This is a genomic window from Cloacibacillus porcorum (assembly GCF_001701045.1).
Taxonomy (GTDB): Bacteria; Synergistota; Synergistia; order Synergistales; family Synergistaceae; genus Cloacibacillus; species Cloacibacillus porcorum.
The window spans coordinates 795,511-818,146 of the sequence record NZ_CP016757.1 but is presented as its reverse complement, the minus strand read 5'-3'; the positions used below and the strand labels follow the sequence as shown (position 1 = coordinate 818,146).

The 22,636-nt window shown below is 58.0% G+C and carries 21 protein-coding genes; 10 read left to right on the top strand and 11 right to left on the bottom strand.

The genetic code is table 11. The annotated features are described in order from the left end of the window. Window positions 1–67: 67 nt before the first annotated feature. The 11 genes from BED41_RS03710 to nrdR all read right to left on the bottom strand — a co-directional run bounded on the left by BED41_RS03710 (window position 68) and on the right by nrdR (window position 11,361). Window positions 68–772 (bottom strand): ABC transporter ATP-binding protein, encoded by a 705-nt coding sequence (locus BED41_RS03710; RefSeq protein WP_066743233.1) that lies wholly within the window; start codon window positions 770–772, stop codon window positions 68–70. A gap of 1 nt (window position 773) precedes the next feature. Further along, window positions 774–1,625, bottom strand: a complete 852-nt coding sequence (locus BED41_RS03705) for an ABC transporter ATP-binding protein (protein WP_229712387.1) — start codon at window positions 1,623–1,625, stop codon at window positions 774–776. After that, the gene (locus tag BED41_RS03700; protein WP_084002234.1) at window positions 1,618–2,682 is read right to left on the bottom strand and encodes a branched-chain amino acid ABC transporter permease; all 1,065 of its coding nucleotides are present in this window, start codon (window positions 2,680–2,682) and stop codon (window positions 1,618–1,620) included. The genes BED41_RS03705 and BED41_RS03700 overlap by 8 nt, the downstream gene beginning before the upstream one ends. Further along, the gene (locus BED41_RS03695; protein WP_066743231.1) at window positions 2,679–3,572 is read right to left on the bottom strand and encodes a branched-chain amino acid ABC transporter permease; all 894 of its coding nucleotides are present in this window, start codon (window positions 3,570–3,572) and stop codon (window positions 2,679–2,681) included. The genes BED41_RS03700 and BED41_RS03695 overlap by 4 nt, the downstream gene beginning before the upstream one ends. Window positions 3,573–3,846: 274 nt before the next feature. Next, window positions 3,847–4,986 carry an ABC transporter substrate-binding protein gene (locus tag BED41_RS03690; RefSeq protein WP_066743230.1) on the bottom strand — a complete coding sequence of 380 codons (1,140 nt, stop codon included), beginning with the start codon at window positions 4,984–4,986 and terminating at the stop codon, window positions 3,847–3,849. A gap of 322 nt (window positions 4,987–5,308) precedes the next feature. Then, window positions 5,309–5,782 (bottom strand): DUF340 domain-containing protein, encoded by a 474-nt coding sequence (locus BED41_RS03685; RefSeq protein WP_066743229.1) that lies wholly within the window; start codon window positions 5,780–5,782, stop codon window positions 5,309–5,311. 18 nt (window positions 5,783–5,800) lie between these two features. After that, the gene (locus BED41_RS03680; RefSeq protein WP_066743227.1) at window positions 5,801–6,625 is read right to left on the bottom strand and encodes a DUF3100 domain-containing protein; all 825 of its coding nucleotides are present in this window, start codon (window positions 6,623–6,625) and stop codon (window positions 5,801–5,803) included. A gap of 34 nt (window positions 6,626–6,659) precedes the next feature. Then, a complete protein-coding gene (locus BED41_RS03675; RefSeq protein WP_229712386.1) occupies window positions 6,660–7,976 on the bottom strand; it encodes an amidohydrolase in 1,317 nt (438 codons plus the stop codon). Window positions 7,977–8,074: 98 nt separating this feature from the next. Further along, window positions 8,075–8,764 (bottom strand): anaerobic ribonucleoside-triphosphate reductase activating protein, encoded by a 690-nt coding sequence (locus tag BED41_RS03670; protein ID WP_066748909.1) that lies wholly within the window; start codon window positions 8,762–8,764, stop codon window positions 8,075–8,077. 4 nt (window positions 8,765–8,768) lie between these two features. After that, complete coding sequence (gene nrdD / locus BED41_RS03665; RefSeq protein ID WP_066743225.1) at window positions 8,769–10,892, bottom strand: anaerobic ribonucleoside-triphosphate reductase; 2,124 nt, start codon at window positions 10,890–10,892, stop codon at window positions 8,769–8,771. Next, window positions 10,885–11,361, bottom strand: a complete 477-nt coding sequence (gene nrdR / locus BED41_RS03660; RefSeq protein ID WP_066743222.1) for a transcriptional regulator NrdR — start codon at window positions 11,359–11,361, stop codon at window positions 10,885–10,887. The genes nrdD and nrdR overlap by 8 nt, the downstream gene beginning before the upstream one ends. A gap of 388 nt (window positions 11,362–11,749) precedes the next feature. On the opposite strand from nrdR, the gene BED41_RS03655 reads away from it, so the two are divergent. The 10 genes from BED41_RS03655 to BED41_RS03610 all read left to right on the top strand — a co-directional run bounded on the left by BED41_RS03655 (window position 11,750) and on the right by BED41_RS03610 (window position 22,606). Then, a complete protein-coding gene (locus BED41_RS03655) occupies window positions 11,750–12,568 on the top strand; it encodes an electron transfer flavoprotein subunit beta/FixA family protein (RefSeq protein ID WP_066743220.1) in 819 nt (272 codons plus the stop codon). Next, window positions 12,565–13,569, top strand: coding sequence for an electron transfer flavoprotein subunit alpha/FixB family protein (locus BED41_RS03650; protein ID WP_066743216.1), 1,005 nt, complete (start codon window positions 12,565–12,567; stop codon window positions 13,567–13,569). Before BED41_RS03655 ends, BED41_RS03650 begins: the two co-directional genes overlap by 4 nt. Next, the gene (locus tag BED41_RS03645) at window positions 13,569–14,996 is read left to right on the top strand and encodes an FAD-binding oxidoreductase (protein WP_066743215.1); all 1,428 of its coding nucleotides are present in this window, start codon (window positions 13,569–13,571) and stop codon (window positions 14,994–14,996) included. The genes BED41_RS03650 and BED41_RS03645 overlap by 1 nt, the downstream gene beginning before the upstream one ends. 329 nt (window positions 14,997–15,325) lie before the next feature. Beyond that, window positions 15,326–16,393, top strand: a complete 1,068-nt coding sequence (locus BED41_RS03640; protein ID WP_066743214.1) for a branched-chain amino acid aminotransferase — start codon at window positions 15,326–15,328, stop codon at window positions 16,391–16,393. 396 nt (window positions 16,394–16,789) lie between these two features. Continuing rightward, window positions 16,790–17,608 (top strand): nitrilase-related carbon-nitrogen hydrolase, encoded by an 819-nt coding sequence (locus BED41_RS03635; RefSeq protein WP_168160223.1) that lies wholly within the window; start codon window positions 16,790–16,792, stop codon window positions 17,606–17,608. 61 nt (window positions 17,609–17,669) lie between these two features. Beyond that, window positions 17,670–18,665 carry a carbon-nitrogen hydrolase family protein gene (locus BED41_RS03630; RefSeq protein ID WP_066743212.1) on the top strand — a complete coding sequence of 332 codons (996 nt, stop codon included), beginning with the start codon at window positions 17,670–17,672 and terminating at the stop codon, window positions 18,663–18,665. 31 nt (window positions 18,666–18,696) lie between these two features. After that, the gene (locus BED41_RS03625) at window positions 18,697–19,710 is read left to right on the top strand and encodes a TRAP transporter substrate-binding protein (RefSeq protein ID WP_066743210.1); all 1,014 of its coding nucleotides are present in this window, start codon (window positions 18,697–18,699) and stop codon (window positions 19,708–19,710) included. 64 nt (window positions 19,711–19,774) lie between these two features. Beyond that, window positions 19,775–20,290 carry a TRAP transporter small permease gene (locus BED41_RS03620; RefSeq protein ID WP_066743208.1) on the top strand — a complete coding sequence of 172 codons (516 nt, stop codon included), beginning with the start codon at window positions 19,775–19,777 and terminating at the stop codon, window positions 20,288–20,290. A gap of 2 nt (window positions 20,291–20,292) precedes the next feature. Then, window positions 20,293–21,573, top strand: coding sequence for a TRAP transporter large permease (locus BED41_RS03615; RefSeq protein WP_066743206.1), 1,281 nt, complete (start codon window positions 20,293–20,295; stop codon window positions 21,571–21,573). A 25-nt stretch (window positions 21,574–21,598) separates the two neighbouring features. Continuing rightward, on the top strand, window positions 21,599–22,606 hold the full coding sequence (locus BED41_RS03610) for a C-terminal binding protein (RefSeq protein ID WP_084002232.1): 1,008 nt from the start codon (window positions 21,599–21,601) through the stop codon (window positions 22,604–22,606). The last annotated feature ends 30 nt before the right edge of the window (window positions 22,607–22,636 follow it).

The following is a 22,636-nucleotide window of genomic DNA, read 5'->3' as shown; positions in this document are numbered from 1 at the left end:
AAAAGACAGAGGAGCCCCCGCCGGTCACCGGCGGAGGCTCCTCTTTATGAAAAAATTTATTGTCCGTCTATCCGCCTAGGTAGGCGCTGACGACGCGCGGGTCGCGGAGCAGCTCTTCGCCGGGGCCCTGAAGGGTGATCTCCCCCACCTCAAGAACATAGGCGTAGTCGGCGATCTTGAGCGCCGCGAAGGCGTTCTGCTCGACGAGCAGCACCGTCTTTCCCTCTTTGTTTATGCGTTCGATAATGTCAAAGACCTCTTCGACAAGTATCGGCGCAAGCCCCATCGAGGGCTCGTCGAACATTATCAGCTCCGGATCGCTCATCAGCGCGCGTCCGACGGCCAGCATCTGCTGTTCTCCGCCGGAGAGGGTTCCGCCCTTCTGCCAGGAGCGTTCGCGCAGGCGCGGGAACAGGGAGAAGGCGCGTTCGATCCCGGCATCTTCCTCTTCCCTGTTCTTGCAGCTGTAGCCGCCGAGCTTGAGGTTCTCCAGCACGGTGAGATGCGGGAATATCCGGCGTCCCTCGGGACAGAGCGCGATGCCGCGTTCAAGGACGTGTTCGGGGTTGAGCCCCAGCAGGTGCTTCTCCTTCCAGGTGACGCTGCCGCTCTTGTTCCGCACCAGCCCCGCGATCGCGCGCAGCGTGCTGCTCTTGCCCGCGCCGTTTGCGCCGATCAGCGTGACGATCCTGCCCACCGGCACGTCAAGGGATATGCCGCGCAGCGCCTGTATGCCGCCATAATTTACGGAGAGGTTTTCTACTTTTAGCATACTATTTTTCCTCCGCTTCGCCGTCAGGCGTAGTTTCCAGATTACCTTCGGGGTCCGGCACGCGGATGCCTTCGCCTCCCGCTACGGCCTCTTTGCCGAGATAGGCCTCGATGACTTTAGGGTTGGCGCGTATCTCCGCCGGCGTCCCCTCGGCGATAAGCTGGCCATAGTCAAGCACGCGTATCCATTCGGAGACGCCCATAACGACCTTCATGTCATGTTCTATCATCAGGATAGTGACCTTGAACCGGTCACGTATACTTCTTATAAAATCCATCAGCTCCTGACTCTCCTGCGGGTTCATGCCAGCCGCCGGTTCGTCGAGCAGCAGCAGCTTAGGGCCGGTCGCGAGGGCGCGCGCTATCTCCAGCCGCCGCTGCGCGCCGTATGGCAGCCCCGTGGCGATCTCACCCGCAAGCTTGTCAAGCCCCACCGCCTCAAGCAGCTCCATGGAACGCTCGCGTATCTCGCGCTCCTCGCGGCGGAATATCGGCAGGTAGAGCGGCGCGCTCCACCAGGGAGCCTTCTGCCGCACCCAGCAGGCGGTCATGACATTCTGCAGCACGGTGCCGCCGGTGAAGAGGCGGATGTTCTGGAAGGTGCGCGCGATGCCGGTCTTGCAGACGATATGCGGCTCCAGCGGCGTGATATCCTCGCCGTCGAAGATCACGCGTCCGGAGGTCGGCTTATAGAAGCCGGTGATTATATTGAAACAGGTGGTCTTACCCGCGCCGTTGGGGCCGATCAGGCTCGTTATCGAGCCCCGTTCAACCTCTATTGTAAAGCCGCTGACGGCGGTGAGGCCACCGAACTTGATCATGACGTCCTCGGTCTTCAGTATCGTATCAGCCATTTGCGCGCGCCCCCTTTCCCTTGAAGATGCGCTTCGCGAAGCGAGAGGCGCTGTCCCAGCTGAATTCATAGCCGCCGATTATACCCTCGCGGCGGTAGAGGATGATGAAGAGCAGCAGCAGTGAGAAGATCAGCATTCTCATGCCAGGTATCCCCGCGAATTCCCATGAGCCGATCGTTATGGAGTCTTCGACGAAACGCAGCCATTCAAGCAGCACGGTGATGACCACCGTGCCGATGAGGGAGCCGGTTATCGAGCCGAGGCCGCCGACGACAACGAACATCAAGATGTTGAAGGTCAGCTGGAAGTTGAACATCTTCGGGTCGATCGTGGTGATGAGGCTGCCCATCAGCGCGCCGCCCACGCCCGCGAAAAAGGCGCCGACGACGAAGGATATCGTCTTGGTGCGGAAGGTATTTATCCCCATCGCCTTCGCCGCGACCTCGTCGTCGCGGACGGCGCGCAGGGTGTTGCCGAAGTTGCTGGAGAGCAGCTTGATGATCACGTAGCAGGTGAGGACGCACCAGAAGTAGTTCCAACCCAGGTTGGCGTAGGCCGGAATGCCCTTGAGGCCAAGCGCGCCGTTGGTGACCGGCGTCATATTCGTGAAGAGGACGCGGATTATCTCACCGAAGCCAAGCGTCGCGATGCCGAGATAGTCGCCGCCGAGCTTGAGGCAGGGAAGCGCCATCAGCAGGCCGACAAAGGCCGCGACAAGGCCGCCCGCGATAACGGCGATAAAGAAGGGGGCGTGCATCACGGAGAAGGGCCACATCATCGGCTCCAGGATGTACATCATCTCCTTCTGCGCCGCCGGCAGGATGAGGATCGCCGTCACATAGGCGCCGATGGCCATGAAGCCAGCGTGGGCCAGCGAGAACATACCGGTGAAGCCATAGATGAGGTTAAGGCTGATCGCCAGTATCGCGTTGACGGCGATGAGGTTCAGCACCTGTATCTTATAGCCGTCGAGGTTCCCCTGCGCCCACCAGAGAAAGAGGGCGAGGAGGCCGAGAGAGAGCGCGTTAAGAATAAGCTTCGTTGAATTTTTCATCATATCTTATCCTCCAGCTTCTCGCCCATCAGCCCGGTCGGCTTATAGAAGAGTATCAGGATGAGCAGGACGAAGGCGAAGGCGTCGCGGTAGCCGGAGAGCGCCGGGAAAAAGGCGACGAGCATGATCTCCATGAACCCCAGCAGAAGGCCGCCAATCATCGCCCCCTGTACGGAGCCGATGCCGCCGAGGACCGCGGCGATGAAGGCCTTGAGGCCGGGGAAAACGCCCATAAAGGGGTGTATCTGCGGATAACGCAGCGCCCACATGATGCCGGCGCAGGCCGCGAGCGCCGAGCCGATGGCGAAGGTGAGCGCGATGATGCGGTCGACCTTGACGCCCATGAGGCGTGTCGTCTCAATGTCGCGCGAGATGGCGCGCATCGCGAGCCCCGGCTTCGTGCGGTAGAGCATCCAGAGCAGGGCGCCGACGAGGATGAAGGAGATTATCGGGACAAATATCGCGAGCGGCAGGATGCGGACGTTGCCCAGGGTCATAACGCGGACAAGCGGCTCAAAGCGCGGCATCGGCTTCGGCACGCCCGTGAAGATAACCAGGCAGAGATTTTCAATGAAGAAGGAGACGCCGATCGCCGAGATGAGCGCCGAGATGCGCGGCGCGTTGCGCAGCGGCTGATAGGCGACGCGGTCGATCATGACCCCAAATATCGCGGTAGCCAAAATAGAGAGCAGCACCGCCGGTATCCAGGGCAGGTGCATGACCGTGATGGCAAGAAAGACAAAATAGGTGCTGATCATAAAGATATCGCCGTGGGCGAAGTTGATGAGGCGCAGAATGCCGTAAACCATCGTATAACCGATGGCGATAAGGCCGTAAAGGCTGCCCAGCATCAGCGCGTTGAAAAAATGCTGGACCATCATGTCAAAAGTCATCTTTTTCCCCTCTTACTTATCCTCCCGTTGTCAGAAAGGCATTTTATTTGATTTTCAGAAAAAGCGGAACAGAGCCGCGGCGCAGGCGTGCAAACCGCTAAATGGCTGGGCTCGGGCCTCCGGAGGCATATGCCCGTACGTAAGACCGCTGTCCGCCCTTTGAGGGCGGACGCGGTATGATACCGTTTGCAGCCAGACGTGCGGAAGCGTTTACCGCAGTGCCGGCCGGAGCAAGTCATGACGTGGGTCGTGCGCCCAGGCCGCAGCGTTGATATTACTTGGGGTTGACGATCGCGTGGAAGACCTGCCTGCCATTTTCGATCTTGATGATACCGACCGATTTTTCGGCGTCGTGCGTCTTGTTGATCGTCGTCGTTCCCGTTACGCCGGGCATATCCTTCGTGGAGGCGATGGCGGCCGTGATCTTTTCGGGATCGGTGCTCTTAGCGTTTTTAATCGCGTTGTAGATGAGCAGATAGGCGTCATAGCCGCATCCGGTGAGAGCCGCGGGATCTTTGCCGGGGAAGGCTTTGCGCCACTGCGCCGTGAACTGCTTCTGAATGGGGCTCATGAGCTTCTCGGGCATGTTGGGCGAATAGGCGAAGGACGTGTAGCTGAAACCTTCGACAGATTCTCCGCCGATCTTGACCATTTCGGGGTTGTCCATCGCGTCGCCGCCAAGGATGCTGAACTTAGCGCCGAGTTCGCGCGCCTGGCGCATGATGATCGCGCCCTCCGCGAAGTTAGCGGGGATGTAAAGCACGTCGGGATTTTTGCTGATGATCTCCGTCAGCTGCGCGGTGAAGTCCTGGTCGCCCTTCTGGTAGTTCATCACGGAGACGATCTTGCCGCCGTTCTTCGTAAAGTTCTGTTTGAAGAAGTTGCCGAGTCCGACGCTGTAGTCCTCGGTAACCTCGATGAGCATCGCGGCGCTCTTCGCCTTCAGCTCCTTGAGCGCGTAGTCAGCGGCGCCCGCGCCCTGGAAGGGGTCGATAAAGCAGACGCGGAAGACATATTTTTTCCCCTGCGTTACGAGCGGGTTCGTGCATGAGGTACCGACCATCGGGATGCCGGCCTTCTCCGCCACTTCGCCGCCGGCCATCGCGAGGGACGATCCGTAGGTTCCGATTATCGCACGCACCTTGTCCTTCTCAATGAGGCGCTTGACTGCGTTCGCCGATTCAACCTTATCGCTCTTGTTGTCAACGACGACGAGTTCGATCTTCTTGCCGTCCACCGTCGGGTACTGCTGATGCGCGAGCTTGACTCCGTCGAGTTCAAGCTGTCCGCCGATGGCGTTTCCGCCGGTAATGGGAAGATAAACGCCGATCTTCACCGTCTCCGCCGCCATCGCCATTCCTGCCGTGACGAGCACCAATGAAAAAGCCACTGCCAATTTCTTGGTTAACTTCATTCCACTACACCTCTTCTTATTTACTTTATTAAAATAAACGCTAAAAACATTATATCGTAAATTGAATCAAATATCAGTCACAAATATTAAAATGCGGCGACATTTTTCTTAATTTTCGGGATTAACGACCGGTTTCCCCGGAAAGAGGGCAAACGACCTGAGCTTTTTGATGGAAGCCGAACAGCCTAAGTGGTTGAGACGGTTTTAAAACCGTCTCAACCACTTAGCCCCCGGATGCCCCGAGGCTGAGAATTCCCAACGCGGCACACGTTTGCCGGCAGTTTACGAAAATACCGACATCACAGTGCCGGTCACGGTTTATTTAGTGCATCATGCGCAGGATGATTTCGGCGATGACAGCCGAACCGACGAAAGTCCCGACAAAGACGAATAACCCGACGACGACAATCTTCCAGCCTTGTTTCTTGAGCTCTCCGAAGTCTTTGCCAACCGCGAGTCCGGCATAGGCAAGTATCGGCGTACAGAGGCCAATGAAGCTGACTTTAGAGACCCAGGCGGTTATCTGCTCCGCGCCGGGGAAGCCGGGAACAGTGACCAGGCATCCCAGAGTGACGATGTAGGCGACGGCCGGAAGCCCCTTCCATGGCATGAAATGGGCGATGATCACGCCGCCCGCGATGATCGCGAACAGCGAGAAAAATCCAGGCAGCGCCTCGATCATAGCCAAGACCGCCGAACCGGCTCCGCCCTGATAGGCTCGTGCGGCGATCATGTTGCCGACAAGCGACAGGAAGCCGTAGATCAATAGGAATGACACCATCTGACGATATTTCATAATATTATCCGAGCCTCCTTACGCATTCGACTTTTTTTCCGGCGGCACGCTGGGCGGGTCGTTGACGCCGAGTTTTTTGACCAGCCAGTTTGACAGCGGCAGGCTCAGGAATACGCACAGATAAACGCCGTCAAGACCCGAAAGCATATTACTTGCCGCCGCGAGGGCCGTGAGCTCGTCCTTGATATCGGGGTACATTTCAAGAAGAGGGGCGAGGGCGGCGGTCATCATGCCGGCGCTCCCGGTTCCCGTCGCCATCGCCAGCGCCTGGGGGCTGAAGAAGGATACGGTCGAAGCAATCATAGAAGAGAGAAGGCTGCAAAATACCGCGCCGAAGATCGTTCCCGTGATATAGACGCCCATGACGCCGCGCCCTTCGGGAGTGTCAAGACCGTATTTTTCCCCGATGATGGCGATATTCGGCTCGCGTGCGTTAGAAAAGGCCGCACCGATCGCCTCGCGCCGAAGGCCAAGGAAAACCGCGAGCGGAACTCCGAAGAATACGGTCCCGATGTTGCCGAATTCCTGTAGGACAAGGGCAGGGCCGGTCTCCACAACCTTCCAAAAGTTCGGTCCGACAAGCGTGCCGTAGCGCGCCATCAGCAGAAAGAAGGTCACACCGACAAGCGAAGAGGCTTCGACCATGTCGTCGCGGGAGAGGATATTAAGCTTTTTGATTCCGCACAGCGCACCCAGGGCAAAAGAATAAAGCAGAGGAACAAGAACGATGAGCCCAGGGCCAAGCTGATACTTTTTCGCCCCTATGAGTTCGGCGATGATCACAAAGAGCAACGCCAGCCCATGGAGCTTCCAGTTACGTATTGCCTTATCGACAATATCCATGACGAGAAAATTCCCTCCTTAAATATATTTTCTATTACTCGGAAAAGAATTTGCGGTTCAGCACCGCAAGGTACTCTTCCTTTGTATAGACGGGTTTGAAGTTCCCTGAGACCTTCTTCGCCAGCTTCGCGCCGTCGAATAAAAGGTCTGCCGCGGTCATGAGCATGGCCTTGGCCGGGAGCAGGACTGCCGCGTCAAAATCAACGGCTTTGAAGTCCTTTGAGTGCAGTGCGCCCACGGTTCCTCCCGCCATCGGCTGTATCGCCGGCAGCAGATGGGCCAGATCTCCCAAGTCAGTTGAGGCAGAGAAATAGGCTCCGCGGGTGACGTTGTCCGCGCCAACAAGGGAGTCTGCGTTTTCCGCGAATATCCCGTTCAGCTCTTTGGAGGTATCAAGGGGCATATATCCGGCGATGCTCCTAACGTGGCACTTAGCGCCGAGCGCTTCGCCGCCCGCCCTAAAGGCGCGAATGACTTTGTCGAAGGTCTCGTCTATTTTGTCCGCATTGCCCGCGCGGACATATCCTTCGAGACGGACGTCGTCCGGCACGCTGTTCACTGAATCGCCGCCCTTCGTGATGATGTAGTGAACGCGGATATGATCCTCGTCACGGAAGGTCTCACGCAAAGCGTTAACGGCGTTTATGCCCGCGACGGCCGCGTACAGCGCATTCACGCCAAGATGCGGAGCCGCCGCCGCGTGCGCCTGCCGTCCCTCGTAGCGCAGCATGAAGATACGGAAGCCGTTGCCTCCCTCCGGTATTACGAACGAGGGTTTCGGCTGGTTGTCCCCGGCGTGAACCATCATCGCCATGTCCACGTCGTCAAAGACCCCAAGCCGCACGAGCTCCTGTTTGCCTCCGTAGTAGACGATCTCACCACGCTCGCGCATCTCAGTGCGCCGCCCGACTTCGATAAATTCTTCCGCCGGAACTCCGATAAGGGAGACGGAACCGGCGAGCTCCTTCATCAGCCCGCTCTTCACCAGCGCCGCCGCCGCCGCGTAGACCGCGGATATCTGCAAATTATGGCCGCAGCTGTGGGAGGCCCCATCCTCAGGATCAGCCTGTGGATGCTGGCGGCAGACGATACCGTCCAGCTCGCCGATCAGAGCCACGCACGGCCCCGGAGCGCCTCCGTCAAGATCAGCGCGCAGCCCGGTGAGAGCCAATCCCTCTTTCACATCAAGCCCCAGTCCACTCAGCGCTTCGCTCAGCTTCCGTGACGTACGCCTCTCAAAAAAGCCCAGCTCGGGGTGCGCCGCGATATCTTCCGCAAATGCCCCGACTTCGCATCTTACGGAGTCTACGGCGTCACAAAGCAATTTTTTCAATTCTGTTTTTTCCATCATAGCCTTCCCCCGCTGAAATAAAAATTATGTGTACGATTATATACTCTCACACAAATATTTACAGTTATTTATTATAAAAAACGCATAAACTAAAAATTTTAGCCGCGAATGCTTATACCAGGAAACAATCTCTCCAACTCAGCCGGATTGGCGGCGGTATATGATAGAAACCTTCCGTCAAGACAGCCGGTGGGTTTAAAGCACTGCACCACCCAATGAGCGTCGTCGTTTAGCTGTTCGCGTATCGCGGGCAGATCTTCCGGACAGTGAAGCGCGGGCACAAAGGTGGTGCGGAACTCGTAGGAGCGGGCGCGCTCCTTGACGATCCGCACCGAGTCATGTATCTTCGCGATATCCACCGGCACCGCCGTGAGCCGCGCGTACGATATGGCATCTAGCGGCGCCTTTATATCCATCGCGACATGCTCCACGAGACCCTCGTCGATAAGGGCCCGCAGCTGCTCCGGGTTTGTACCGTTCGTATCAAGTTTGACGGCGAGCCCCAGCTCCTTAAGCTCTGCCAGAAGCGGACGCAGCCCGGGCCAGAGCGTCGGCTCGCCTCCACTGACAACGACGCCGTCGAGGAATTTTGCACGCCGTTTTATGTCGGCGATAATCTTTTTCACCGACAGCTCGCCCCCGCCCGCCGTCACCAGTTCGCCGTTGTGGCACCAGGGACAGCGGAAATTGCAGCCGCAGGTGAAGATCACCGCCGCGACATGGCCCTCCCAGTCTAAAAAAGAGGCGGGGAGATATCCCCCCGCCCTCATCTCTTCTATTTGTTCCATATCTTTACGCGGGCATTTCAACGGGGCGGCGCGCGCGGTCTTTAAGTTCGCCGCGCTTTCCGGCGTTCCACGAAGAGGTGCGTGTGAAATATCCAGTAACGCGCGTAATGCCGTCGACATCCTCGGAGCCGCAGAGTTCGCAGTGGTCTGAAAGGCCGCGCTCCATGTGGCTGCACTCGTTGCAGATCGTAAACTCGGGGCTGAATGCCACCTGCGCGTTTTCCGTATGCTTGAAGGTCTTCATCACGAAGGAGGCCAGCGCCTTCGGGTCCGGCTTGTGCTCGCCCATCCAGACGTGCGTGATAGCTCCCGCCTTGATCATCGGATGAAGCTCGCCCTCGCGCGTCACCTTGTCGATGGGGTCCTGCACAAGCTTGTAGTTGAGATGCGTGCTGTTCGTGTAGTATATCTCGCCGGTGTCGAAGCACCCCTTGATGTACTTCTTCGCGACGTCCGGATAGGCCCGCAGGTCGAGCTTCGCGAAACGCAGCGCCGTACTCTCGGCCGGCGTCTGCTCGAGCACGATCTTGAGGCCGTAACGCTCGGAGAGCTGCTGACACTTGAGGTCCATATACTGAATGACGGCGCGCCCGAGGGTCTCCGCCTCTTCGCTCTCGTGAAGCTGCGCCCCCGTCATCGCCTGCACCATCTCGTTAAGGCCGAGGATGCCGATAAGGTGGCTCGCCTTACGCATGCGCAGATATGGTTCGTCGTCGTGCGAGACGCAGAGCGCGGCGAGCGGCCCCTTCTCCCCGAGGTCAAGGATATTCTTTATAAAGGCGCGCTTCTGGAGGTGCGCCTTGGCGGCGAGCTCCATCTCCGCGTCGATGATATCGAATAGCATCTCGTCGTCGCCGTTGGCCTTATAGGCGGCGCGCGGCAGATTCAGCGTGACGTTCTGAAGGGCGCAGTAGCGCATCTTCCAGGGATGCTTCGCCTCGTTGAGGTCCTCCGGCGTAAGCTCGAAGGAGAGGCGGCAGCATTCAGAGAGCTTCGCCACCCCGCCGCGGTCGAAGACATAATAGGTGTTGCCCTTCTCGGAGGAGAGGCGGCAGGCGTGGTCAAGACACTCCTCCCAGCCCTCTTCCTTAAAGAAGTAATCGGTAATGTGGAGCAGCGGCTTCGGGAAGAAGAACGGCTGCCCGCGGCTGTCGCCCCTCATGTAGACGTCGAAGAGCGCCTTGAGGAACATCTTCGACTCCTTGTCATATTCGGCGTAGGTTTTGCCGGTGAACTTGCCGCCCGGCCCGATCGCGGGAACGTCGCGGAAGTGGTTCGGTATCTCGTAATAGAGGTTCACGTCGGTGAAGGCCACCTGGCCGCCCCTGCCGCCGGCAAGCTGGTTGAACTCGAAGATCAGCTGCTGCGCGAGCTGGAGGTACCTGTCGTAGTCCCAGCCGACCGTATAGGGGGCGAAGTACATATTCACCGCGTCCCAGCCAATGGCGCCGGCGAAATGGTTCTGCAGCACGGAGGTCATCTTCAGCATATGCGCGAGGAGGACGTCGGCGTGCTTCGCAGGGTTAGAGACGCTCGTTATCGATGGGATGTTTAGGCCGTAGCGCGCCGTGTAGGCTACGCTCTGCCCGGAACAGTAGGGGCGGTTCACCATGCCGAGGTCGTGAAGGTGGATGTCGCCACTAAGGTGCGCGTCGGCGACGTCTTTGGTGAAGACCTTCGTCAGCGCGTACTCCTTGAGCACCATCTCCGCGATCGACAGGTTGATCGATTCGGGGTTATGGCTTGTATTGCTGTTCTCCTTATTTTTATTGAACATCATCGTTTCGAGGTCGTGGACGGGAAGGCCGATACGCGAATGGTCCGCCAGCTTCGCGCCAAGTCCGCGCTGGAAAAGTTTAACGTTGACCATCTCGCGGATGATCGAGGTCGTCACATTTGAACGCCCGTATTTAAGAAGATCGTCCTCCACCTCGAGGGCGATACCTTCCGCGGTGGCGGGGTCGGTTCCCGCCTCTATGATAAGCGCGTCGCGAATCCTGCTCGCGTCCCAGGGGGAGCGTTCCTCCTGCGCGAGCGCGTCGACCATCAGGGCCAGGTCCGTAGATTCTCCCGGATTTTCAAACAGATGTCCCTGCCTGCCAAAATTATTAATAAGTTCATCAGCCATTGCGGTGTGCCTCCTTGTCGTCCAAAAGCCTCGATATCTCGTTCGTGAAGCTCGATATATCCGTAAATTCCCTATAAACCGAAGCGAATCGCACATAGGCGACCTTGTTTATCCCGCGCAGCTCTTCCGCCGCCATCTCTCCAAGCACCGTCGTCGATATCTCACCCTGCCCCGAGGCGCGTACACGCTCCTCGATGCGCGCGGCCGCGGCCTCGATAGTCTCCAGCGCCACCGGCAATTTCTCGCAGGCGTGCTGAAAGCCGCGGATGAGTTTATCCCTGTCAAATGATTCCCGTCTGCCGTCCTTCTTAACAACCCAGAGGTAACTTTTTTCCTCCAGCCGCTCGTACGTCGTGAAGCGGCTCTGGCATTCGGGACATTCCCGCCGTCTGCGGTTGACGCGCCCCTCGTCGGAACTGCGTGTCTCTATCACTCTTGTCTCAGGGGCACCGCAAACGGGACATCTCATTATTTATTCCTCCAACCGCTATATATGTTCAGCTAGAAAATTATAACACTATATATGGTGTTACGGTAGGCAATTTTACTACCCACAATGGCAATGAGGCGAAAGGCTCATTTTTCTCATCACCGGCGGCACAATATGAGAAATTCATCCAAACTTTATCTGTGGTATATAAATTTCCCCGCGATCCACGAAACGCGGGAAATATCGTGCATCCCGCGCCGCCGGGTGTTGGCATTTTTCCGCGTTTACACAGCGTGACTGGCCGTGGCGGACATTAAGCCGCGGATACGTAACAAAGAGAGGCCCGCGCGACGCAAAACCTTGACGCAACAGCGCATTGCGTATATCTTTTTAAGATATTTTAAATTCCTCAAAGGAGGAAGGTAATTTGCAAATTGCAGTGCTGGTAAAACAGGTGCCCGCTGTGGACACGGTGAAAATAGACGAAACGACGGGCACGATGATACGCGACGGCGTCGAGGCCGAGCTCAATCCGCTCGACCTGCACGCGGTCGAGGCGGCGGTCAGGATCAAAGAATCCAGGCCGGGAGTTGAGATAACGGCGGTGACCATGGGACCGGCGGCGGCACAGAAGGCCGTCAAATACGCCATCGCGATGGGCTGCGACAGGGGACTGCTGCTCTCCGACAGAAAATTCGGCGGCGCGGACACCCTCGCCACGGCCCGCACCCTCTCCCGGGCGCTGCTAAAGGCGGGCCCCTTCGACCTCCTCTTCGCGGGCGAGCGCGCGACCGACGGCGAAACAGGACAGGTCGGCCCGGCCTGCGCGGAATTGATGGGGATCAGCGTCCTCTCATACGTCAGCGCAATCGAGGAGATCAGCGATGAAAAGATCCGCGTCGTGCGCGCCGTAGAGGGCGGCCACGAGACGGTCGAATCGCCGCTGCCCGCGATGGTCATACCCGTAAAAGAGATGAACATCCCGCGCCTCTGCACTCTGGGCGGCAAACTCCGCGCCAAGGCGGCCGAAGTACCGCTGGAGACGGCGGAGGCCCTTTCGATGGATGCGGCGGAGACGGGGCTCACCGGCTCCGCGACCCAGGTCGTCAACGTCACATATCCGAAGGTGACGCGCCAGGGACGCAAGATAATCGCCGCCGACGGCATCGGTACCGCGATAGAAGAAATCATGAATCTGCTGGAAGAAAAGAACTGTCTGGAAGAGACGGGAGGCGATACGAAATGAAGAATATTGCAGAGGTCTGGACGCTCGCCGAAGTTCGCGGCGGCAGGGTCCACCCCGTATCGCGCGAATTGCTCGCCTGGGGACGCGAACTGGCGGACGCGCTCGGAGCGCCGCTGGCCAGCGTCGTGATCGGCAGCAACATCAAAGAGCAGGCCGCGGCGCTCGCCGCCTACGGTGCGGATAAGATATACGTCGCGGAAGCCCCGGAATTTGAAAACTTTAAGGCGGACATCGAAGTTGCAACGCTCGCCGACCTCATCGAGACATACAAACCGACGATCCTCATCGCCTCCGCGACCACCCAGGGACGCACAGTGATGCCGATGCTCAGCGCCCGCCTCGGCTGCGGGCTGACGGCGGACTGCACGGAGATGGCGATCGACCCCGCCACCAAACGGCTCATCCAGACACGGCCCGCGATCGGCGGCAACGTCATGGCCGACATCAAGACAAAGGGACGCGACCCGCAGATGTGCACCGTGCGCCCCAAGTCGAAGCGCCCCCTGCCCGCGGACGGCTCGCGCAGAGGCGAAGTGATAGAGTTCAAGCCAAGAGAAGACACCCTCGCCTCCCTTATCAAATTTATAAAATTCGCCCCCGATCAGTCGGTCGGACTGCCGCTGCAGGAGGCGGAGATCATCGTCGCGGGCGGAAAGGGCATGAAAAACGCGAAAAACTTCGCGCGGCTGGAAGAGCTCGCCCGCCTTCTCGGCGGCTCTGTCGGCGCCTCGCGCATGGCCGTGGACCTCGGCTGGGCGCCCTATTCGGCGCAGGTGGGACTCTCAGGCAAATCGGTCACCCCGCGGCTCTACCTCGCCTTCGGGATATCGGGGGCCGTACAGCATATCGCGGGAATGTCGGGCGCGGAGACGATCGTCGCCGTCAACCAGGACCCCGAGGCCCCCATCTTCCGCGTCGCGGACCTCAGCGTCCAGGGCGACGCGATAGAGGTGCTGAACGCCCTTATCGAGGCCGTCAAAAAATATAAGGAACGTCATTGATGGAGCAGTACGGCGCAATAACTGAGGAAATATATCAAGAGCTGCTCGCGGCCGTCGGCCCCGGCGGCGTCATCATGAACGACTCCGAGGCCCTCGACAACTACGCCTGGGACCAGGCTGGGCGCATCTGGGGACACATGCCGGAGGCGGTCGTCAAACCGGCGGATACCGCGCAGGTATCGGCGGTTATGAAGATCGCCAGCCGTGAACATATCCCCGTAACGCCGCGCGGCGCGGGCAGCGGTCTTAACGGAGGTGCGGTGCCGCTCGCTGGCGGCATCGTCCTCTCGCTTGAGCGTATGAACAGGATACTGGAGATAGACAAGATCAACCGCGTCGCCGTCGTCGAACCGGGGGTCGTCACCAACGATCTCTGCCGCGCCGCCGCGGAGGAGGGTTTTCTCTACGCGGGATATCCAATGAGCACCGAGACGAGCTTCATCGGCGGCAACTTTGCGACGAACGCCGGAGGCGGCAAAGTCATCCGCTACGGCAACACCCGCCGCCACGTCCTCGGCGCCGAGGCCGTCCTGCCCTCCGGCGAGATAATCAATCTCGGCGGCCGTTTCCGCAAAGACACCTGGGGCTACAGCCTCATAAACCTGCTAGCCGGCAGCGAGGGGACCCTTGCCGTCGTCACCAAGCTCATCGTCAACCTGGAGCCTAAGCCGGGCAAGACGGTAAACCTGCTCGCCTGCTATCCGACGCTGGAAGAGCTCGTAGAGAGCGTCGCCAAGGTGATCGGCTCGGGCAAGCGCATCATCTCCTGCGAATTTATGGACAAAAACCTCGTCAAATACACCACCGAATACCTCGGCTGCACCCTGCCCGAACAGGACAGGAGCGAGGGCTACCTGCTGATACAGGTCGAGGGCGACACGGAGGCGCAGCTTGAAGATGGGTACGAGACCGTCGGTAAGATCTGCCTCGACTGCGGCGCCTTCGAGGTCTTCGTCGCCGAAAGCCGCACCGACTCGGCGGCGATGTGGAACGTGCGCCAGAACGGGCTGGAGGGAATGCGCGCGCGCGATCCGCACGCCTGCGCCTCGGGCGACCTCATGGTGCCGCTCTCCTCAGTGCCCGAGATGATACGCAGGATAAAAGAGATAAGCGCCGAATGGAACATCGAGATCGGCATCATCTCGCACATCGGCGACGGCAACATCCACCCGATACCGCTTAAACCGGCGGATATGACCCCCGAACACTGGGCGCGCTACGCCGAGGAATTCTTCACCGCCCTCATCCGTGAGGCGATCGCCCTCGGCGGCGTAGGCAGCGGCGAGCACGGCGTCGGCCACGTCAAGCAAAAGGTGCTGATGGACAGCAAATCACCGGCGGAGATAGAACTCCTTCAGGGCATCAAACGGGCCTTTGACCCGTACAACATCATGAACCCCGGCAAGATGTTCTCGCCGCTTGACTGATACTTAGACGCCAAAGTGCGCGCCTCCCCCAAGCGGGCGGCGCGCACTTTTTATTGACGCGGCGGGGCTTCCGCGTCCGCAGGCAGCGGACGCGGAGGCGCATATCCGTGTCCTTCGGTTACAAATCTTTGGCAAAAAAGATGTATACTTATCTAAATGAGGCCCGCGTCTCCGGCACTCCGGCAAATTGGGCTTTGGCCGTGGATTGGACGGCGGCGGAAAAGACGGCGCATAGGTCTCTCCGCAGGAGCGAATCGGCAAAAACATGGCGGACGTCAGCGTTACCGTTCTATCGTCCGCCAGATAATATGAAAAGAGGGAAAATCACAATGGCAGAGATCAGAATCGAAAAAACGGCGCATCCCAAGGAAAAGCCGGACAGCGGCAATCTGTCTTTCGGGAAATACTTCACCGACCACATGTTTGTGATGAATTATGAAAAGGACAAGGGCTGGTTTGACCCGCGCATCGTACCGTTCGCGCCCTTTGAGATATCGCCCGCGGCGATGGTCCTTCACTACGCGCCAGAGGTATTCGAGGGGCTGAAGGCCTACAGAAGGCCGGATGGATCGGTGCAGCTCTTCCGCCCGCAGGAAAACATCGCCCGCATGAACAGGTCAGCGGAGCGCATGTGCCTGCCGCAGATAGACCCGGAACTCTTCATGGAGGCACTGCTGGCTCTTGTCAGGACCGACAGCGATTGGGTGCCGGCCGGTGAGGATACCACCCTTTACATCAGGCCCTTCCTCTTCGCCACCGACCCCAAGCTAGGCGTGCACGCGCCCTCGATGTGTACCTTCGCGATCATCCTCTCGCCCGTCGGCCCCTACTTCCCCGAGGGTGTCAACCCCGTTAAGATATTCATCGAGAAAGAGGACGTGCGCGCGGTACGCGGCGGCACCGGCTTCGCGAAGTGCGGCGGCAACTACGCCGGCTCCCTCCGCGCGGGCGAACGCGCCGAGGCCAACGGCTTCGCCCAGGTGCTCTGGCTCGACGGCGTGGAGAAAAAATATGTCGAAGAGGGCGGCGGCATGAACATCATGTTCAAGATCAAGGACAAGGTCGTGACCCCCGCGCTGCTGGGAACTGTGCTGCCGGGCATCACGAGAAAATCCGTCATTGAGATGCTCAAATCGTGGAACATCGAGGTCGAAGAGCGCCTCGTCACGCTTGAGGAGATCCTCACGGGGATCAAGAACGGCGACGTGGAAGAGGCCTGGTGCTGCGGCACCGCCGCCGTCATCTCGCCTATCGGCGAGTTCGCGACGGAGGACGAACAGTACACCATCGGCGGCTTCAAGAGCGGTCCGCTGGCCCTGAAACTTTATCACGCGCTCACAGACCTGCAGTTCGGCCGCACAGAGGACAGCTTCGGCTGGACGGTGCGCGTCGCGTAGAGCGGCATCAAAGCAAACGCACATATAAGAGCCTGCCGCGCGGCAGGCTCTTTTTTATGAACAGGCTTTTGAACAGATAAGGGACAAAAGAACGGACGTCATAAAAACGGTTTCACCGTTATGAACGGCGCTCCGGTCGGCCTCAAGCCGCGCCGCCGTAAGATTCGTCTTTTGTGCGAAAGCAACAAACTTTTGCTGACGCAATTCACCAAAAATCAAATTCCAGCCACCATTTACCCCTTTCGTTAGAACTTTAACCGAATATTAGAAACTATAGTTTTTATATTGACCTTATAAAAATAATAGTTGACACACAAAAATAGTAAATTTATAATAAGTGTGCTCTAAAATTATTTTGGTACTCCAAATTTTAAATTATGAAGGGAGAAGGCGATTTTGGAAGAAAAAAAAGCCTTTAGAGTCGGTTTGGTACAAATTCCCGTCGTTCTGGGAGACAGGAAGAAAAACATGGAGACCGTCGAGGATTGGATGAAAAGGTACTACACCCCCGGCGAACTCACGACGGCTTTGGTCCTTCCCGAGCTGTGGGACACAGGATACGCCCTCGATTCCGTGGAGAAGCTGGCCGACGGCGAGGCCGCGGAGACTACGGAATTTCTCTCCGGCCTGGCAAAGAGATACGGCTGCTGGTTCACCGGCGGCTCCGTGATGGCCAAGAGCGGCGGCAATTATTATAACCGGGCGCTCATCGTCAACCCACATGGAGAGCTGGTCACCTTTTACGACAAGGTACACCTCGTTCCCTTCATCACCGTCGAGGACGGCGTCTTCGACCACGGTGAAAAACCCTGCCTCTTTGATATGGACGGCATCAAATGCGGCAGCATCATCTGCTACGACATCCGTTTCCCCGAATGGATAAGGATATACGCCCTCAGGGGCGCCGAAGCGCTCTTTATCTGCAGCCAGTGGACGCGGGCGCGCATGGATCTTTACAGGACGATGATCAGGGCCCACGCGATCGAAAACATGTTCTATACCGTCGCCGTCAACAACTGTGATTATTCGGGAGATATCGATTTCGGCGGCGGCTCCTTCGTATCTTCGCCGACCGGCGACGTTCTGACGGAGTGCTCGGGAACGCTGGACGGCAAATTCTCCGAGATCGACGTCACCAACATCAATCAAAACCGCCAATTCCTTAAAGTATTTGAAAAGAGACTTCCTCACCTGTACCACGACATCATCAAATAGATAAATTTCAAAACTTATAAGACAGAAAAACCGCTCAACAGCTCATGAAAGGGGAATGCAAATGAAGAGAAACCGAGAGCAAAACAAGGTCAGAGTGGGCGTCGTCCAGCTGGCCCCCGTACTGATGGACGCGGAGGCATGCCTGAAGAAGGGCCTGCTTTATATTGAGGAGGCGGCCTCGAAGGGCTGCGAGCTGGTGATGTTTCCCGAGGCGTATATCCCATGTTATCCAAAGGCGATCACCTTCGGCTCCGTGATCGGCTGGCGGACGCCGGCGGGACGCCGCGACTGGCGGCGGTATTACGACAATTCGGTCGAGGTCGGCAGCCCTATTTTCAACGCCCTTGCGGAGGCGGCCGCGAAATATAAGGTCCATCTGGCGATGGGCTGCATCGAGCGCGAGCGCGGACACGGCACCCTCTATTGCTCGATGCTCTTCTTCGGGCCGGACGGCGAATACCTTGGCCGCCACCGCAAGCTGAAGCCGACCGCGGGAGAGCGGGTGGTCTGGGGAGAGGGCGACGCCAGCGACCTCACCGTCATCGACGCCCCCTTCGGACGCTACGGCGCCGTCATCTGCTGGGAAAACTACATGCCGCTGCTGCGCACGGCGATGTACAGCAAAGGCATCGAGATATATCTGGCGCCGACCGCCGATTACCGTGAATCATGGCTCTGCACCGCACGCCACATCGCCCGCGAGGGCGGATGCTTCGTTTTGAGCGCCAACCTCTGCTATAAACTCTCCGACTATTCCAGCGAGATCGAGACCAGGGTCGACGAGGCGGATATTCCCGCCGGCATCATCAACGAGGCCGGTTCGGTTACGAACGGCGGCAGCGCGATCATCAGCCCCTTCGGCGAGTATCTCGCGGGGCCGATATATGATTCGGAAGAGGTGCTCGTCGCTGACCTCGACATGAATATGCTCGCGGAGGCGCGGATAGATTTTGATCCCGTCGGCCATTACGCAAGGCCGGACATCTTCAAACTTTATGTCAACGAAACGCCGCTGAACCACGTCGAGTTTTACTCCGAAAAAGAAAAAGATATCTAACATCCAATAATAAAACCAGGGAGGCAGCCTTATGAAGAAAATTACCAGCATTTTTATTATGATAACGATACTCGTCCTCGCTCTCTCCGTAAGCGCCAACGCGGCGGTCGAAATAAAACTGAGCCACTCGGGACCGACGCCCGCGGTCGGAGCGACCAACGACGAGGGCTGTAAGGCCTTTAAGAAGTATGTCGAAGATAAGTCAAACGGCGAAATAAAGGTAAAGATATTCCCCAACAACCAGCTGGGAAACGAAAGGGAACAGTTTGAAGGCGTGCAGATGGGGACGATACAGATGTGCTCTATCAGCACCGGCACGCTTTCCACAGTGGACAAGCAGATGCTCGTGATGGACATCCCCTATCTCTTCGCCAACAAAAAGGCGGCCTACAGCTTCCTTGACGGCCCGATGGGCGTCCAGATCCGCGATGAATTCGGCGCCAAAACCGGTACGGTGATGCTCGCCTACGGCGAGAACGGCTTCCGCCATTTCACTAACAGGGTCAGGCCGATAAAGTCCCCCAAGGATATCGCGGGACTAAAAATACGCGTCCAGGAAAACCCGGCGCACATCGCGATGATAAAATCGATGGGCGCGACGCCGACGCCGATCCCCTTCGGCGAGCTTTACACCGCGCTCTCCCAGGGCGTCGTCGACGGGCAGGAAAACCCCGTCTCCCTGACGGAGTCCAGCCGCCTCCACGAGGTACAGAAGTACCTGACGCTTGACGGACATTTCTACAGCCCCTTCGTCCTCATCGTCAACGGCGGCATTTTCAAGAAGCTTACACCCGCACAGCAGCAGATCGTCCGAGACGGCGCAAAGGCCTGGAGCGAGAGACAGCGTGTATTCAACACCGCAGACGAAAAGAGATCCCTCGAGGTCATGGCTAAGGACGGCGTGCAGATCACGGAGCTGTCGCCGGCGGAGCTGGCGGAATTCCAGAATGTCACCCAGGCCGGCTCCCTGCCGCTCATAGAGAAGGAGATCGGCAAGGATTTCCTTAAAAAGGTAATGAACGCCGCCTCCGAAGCGGGTAAATAAAAGAACAGGGGGCGGCGGGACCTTAGCCGCCCCTCTCCTATAGTTGTGAGAGGAGCGAAATTATATGGATTTTTTACGAAAGATCGATGAGAAGTTAATGAAGATAGAGGAATGTATCGTGGCTGTATTGCTCTTTATCATGACGATCGCGATATTTGTCGCCGTGGTTGAGCGCTTCGTCATCCAGCTGGGGCTTACGTGGGTCGAAGAGTTTGCCCGTTATCTGAGCGTCTGGGCCGCCTTTGTCGGCGCCGGCCTCGCGGTGAAAAAGGGCGCTCATATCGGCATAGAGGCCTTTGTGCAGATACTCCCCAAAAGGGCGCAGAAGATCGACACCCTCGCCGTCGACATCGTGGGGATTCTCTTTTCCGTGATCGTCACCTGGATAGGGGTCGGTTTCATCTTCAAGCTCTCCGCCGCGGGGACGGTCTCTCCGGCGCTGGGCGTGCCGATCACCTGGGCGTACGCCGCGGTCCCCTTCGGCTGCGCGCTGATGGCGGCGCATTACCTCATAAAGTTCCTGGTAGGCCTCTCTGACCTTATATCGGGGCGCGGCAAAACAGAGACAGAGGCGGTGTAATCATGGTCGTACAGGTACTCTCCTTCGCCCTGGCGATACTCTGCATCATGAACGTTCCTATCGCCATCTGTCTCGGCGCGGCCTCCTTCCTCGCCCTCTATATGGACGGCAGCGTGCCGCTGCTTCTGCTGGTGCAGAGAATGTTCACCGGCACCGACTCCTTCACACTTTTGGCGATCCCCCTGTTTATGATCGCCGGAAGGCTCATGGAATGGGGCGGAATATCAAAGAGGCTGATAGACCTCTCGATGAATGTCGTGGGCGGCATGTACGGCGGACTGGCAAACGTCTCGATCCTCGCCTGCATGTTTTTTGCCGCCATCTCCGGCTCCGCGCCGGCGACGGTGGTGGCGATAGGCTCAATCATGGTACCGGCGATGATTAAAGAGGGTTACGGGAAGTCCTTCTCCGTCGCAATCCTGGCCGCCGCGGGAATAATCGGCGTCATCATCCCCCCGAGTATCCTTTTCGTCTCATACGGGGTCTCCATCGGCGCCTCCATCGGCAAGCTCTTCATCGCGGGCATCATCCCCGGCGTCATAATGGGACTCTCCCTGATGCTGTTCTGCTATATAGTGTCGAGGATAAACGGCTGGAAGAGCAGCGTGAAGCCCACCTTCCGCGGATTCCTCTCCTCTTTGAAAAAGTCGATCTGGGGCCTTCTCATGCCGATAATTATTCTCGGCGGTATCTACGGCGGGATATTCACCCCCACGGAGTCGGCCGCCGTAGCCTGTATCTACAGCCTCTTCGTCGGCTTCTTCGTCTACAAAGAGCTCAATATAAAAAATACCTATATCAGCTTCTACGAGGCCGGTACCACCTCGGCGATGGTACTGCTCATCATCGCCACCGCGACGGCGATGGGCTGGATACTGACCACCGAGCAGGTGCCCCTGATGATCGCCGAGGCGCTCTCCAGCCTGGCGCAGAGCCGCTATTCACTGCTGCTCTTCCTGAATATAATGCTTCTGGTGACTGGGTGCCTGATGGAGCCCAACGCCGCGATCATCATCCTCGGTCCGATATTTCTGCCGCTTTTGCAGCAGGCCAACATCGACCTCATTCATTTCGGGGTCGTGATGGTGGTCAACATGGCGATCGGTATGCTGACGCCTCCGTTGGGGGTCAACCTCTTCGTCGCCCAGAGCCTGCAGAAGGACATTCCCATAAAATCGATCATCTCCGCCGTGACGCCGATGATCATCGTGCTTTTGGTGAACCTGATGCTGTTCACATATATTCCCGCGATATCGACAGTACTTTTAAAGTACTTTGCCTAAACTAACTGAAAAGGTAGTGACCTCCATGCAAAATTCAAAATATCTTGTTGGTATCTACAGTATGTTCAACAGAAACGGCGACTGGGAGATGGAAAAGCCGATCCTCCAGCCCTATGGGTTCGACGCCGTCGTCATCGACGAACAGGATAAAGAGGGACTGTGGAACGTCCTGGACAAGCTCGACGCGCTTCTCATCGCCAACAACGACCTCTCAGTCGATGAGGTCGCGAAGATGAAGAAATGCAAGATCATCTCACGCCAGGGGATCGGCCTCGACAACATCCCCGTGAAATATGCCGAAGATAACGGCATCATGGTCTGCAACGTCCCCGACTGCAGCACGCCGGAGGTGGCGGAGCACGCCGCCGCCCTGATGCTGACGGTGGCGCGCAAGATCCCCTATTACAACGACAAGATCAAGATCGAAAGAATATGGAACCACACGAGCTTTGAGCTGAGACCCCTGCGTGAAATGACGGTCTTTCTCGTCGGCTTCGGAAAGATAGCGCGCCTCACTGCCACGCATATAAAGCCGCTGTTCGGCAGGGTCATCGCCTACGACCCCTACGCCGACAGGAAGGCCGCCGCCGAACTGGGCGTCGAAATAGTAGAGAGCCTCGAAGAGGGGCTGCGCCAGGCGGACATCGTGAGCCTCCACCTGCCGCTGACGGAGGATTCACGGCATATGATCAACAGGGAGACCCTCGCGATGATGAAGAGCGACGCCTATCTGATCAACCTCGCGCGCGGCCCCCATGTGGACCGGGACGCCCTGGAAGAGGCGCTGAACAACGGCGTGATCGCCGGCGCGGCGCTTGACGTCATCGAATATGAACTCGACGTGGAAAAGGGAGACTTTTCCCATCCGCTCTTCTCCAACCCCAAGGTGATCTTCACCCCCCATACGGGGTGGTACAGCACGGGCTCCAACCGCAAGGCGCGGACTGTCGCCGCGCAGGAGATCGTCGATTACATCAACGGGGATAAGCTTATCGGTCAGTCCAACTCCCCCGCCAATCCACGGAAATTTTAGGCGGCGCCTTTTTTCACACAGCAGTTTCAG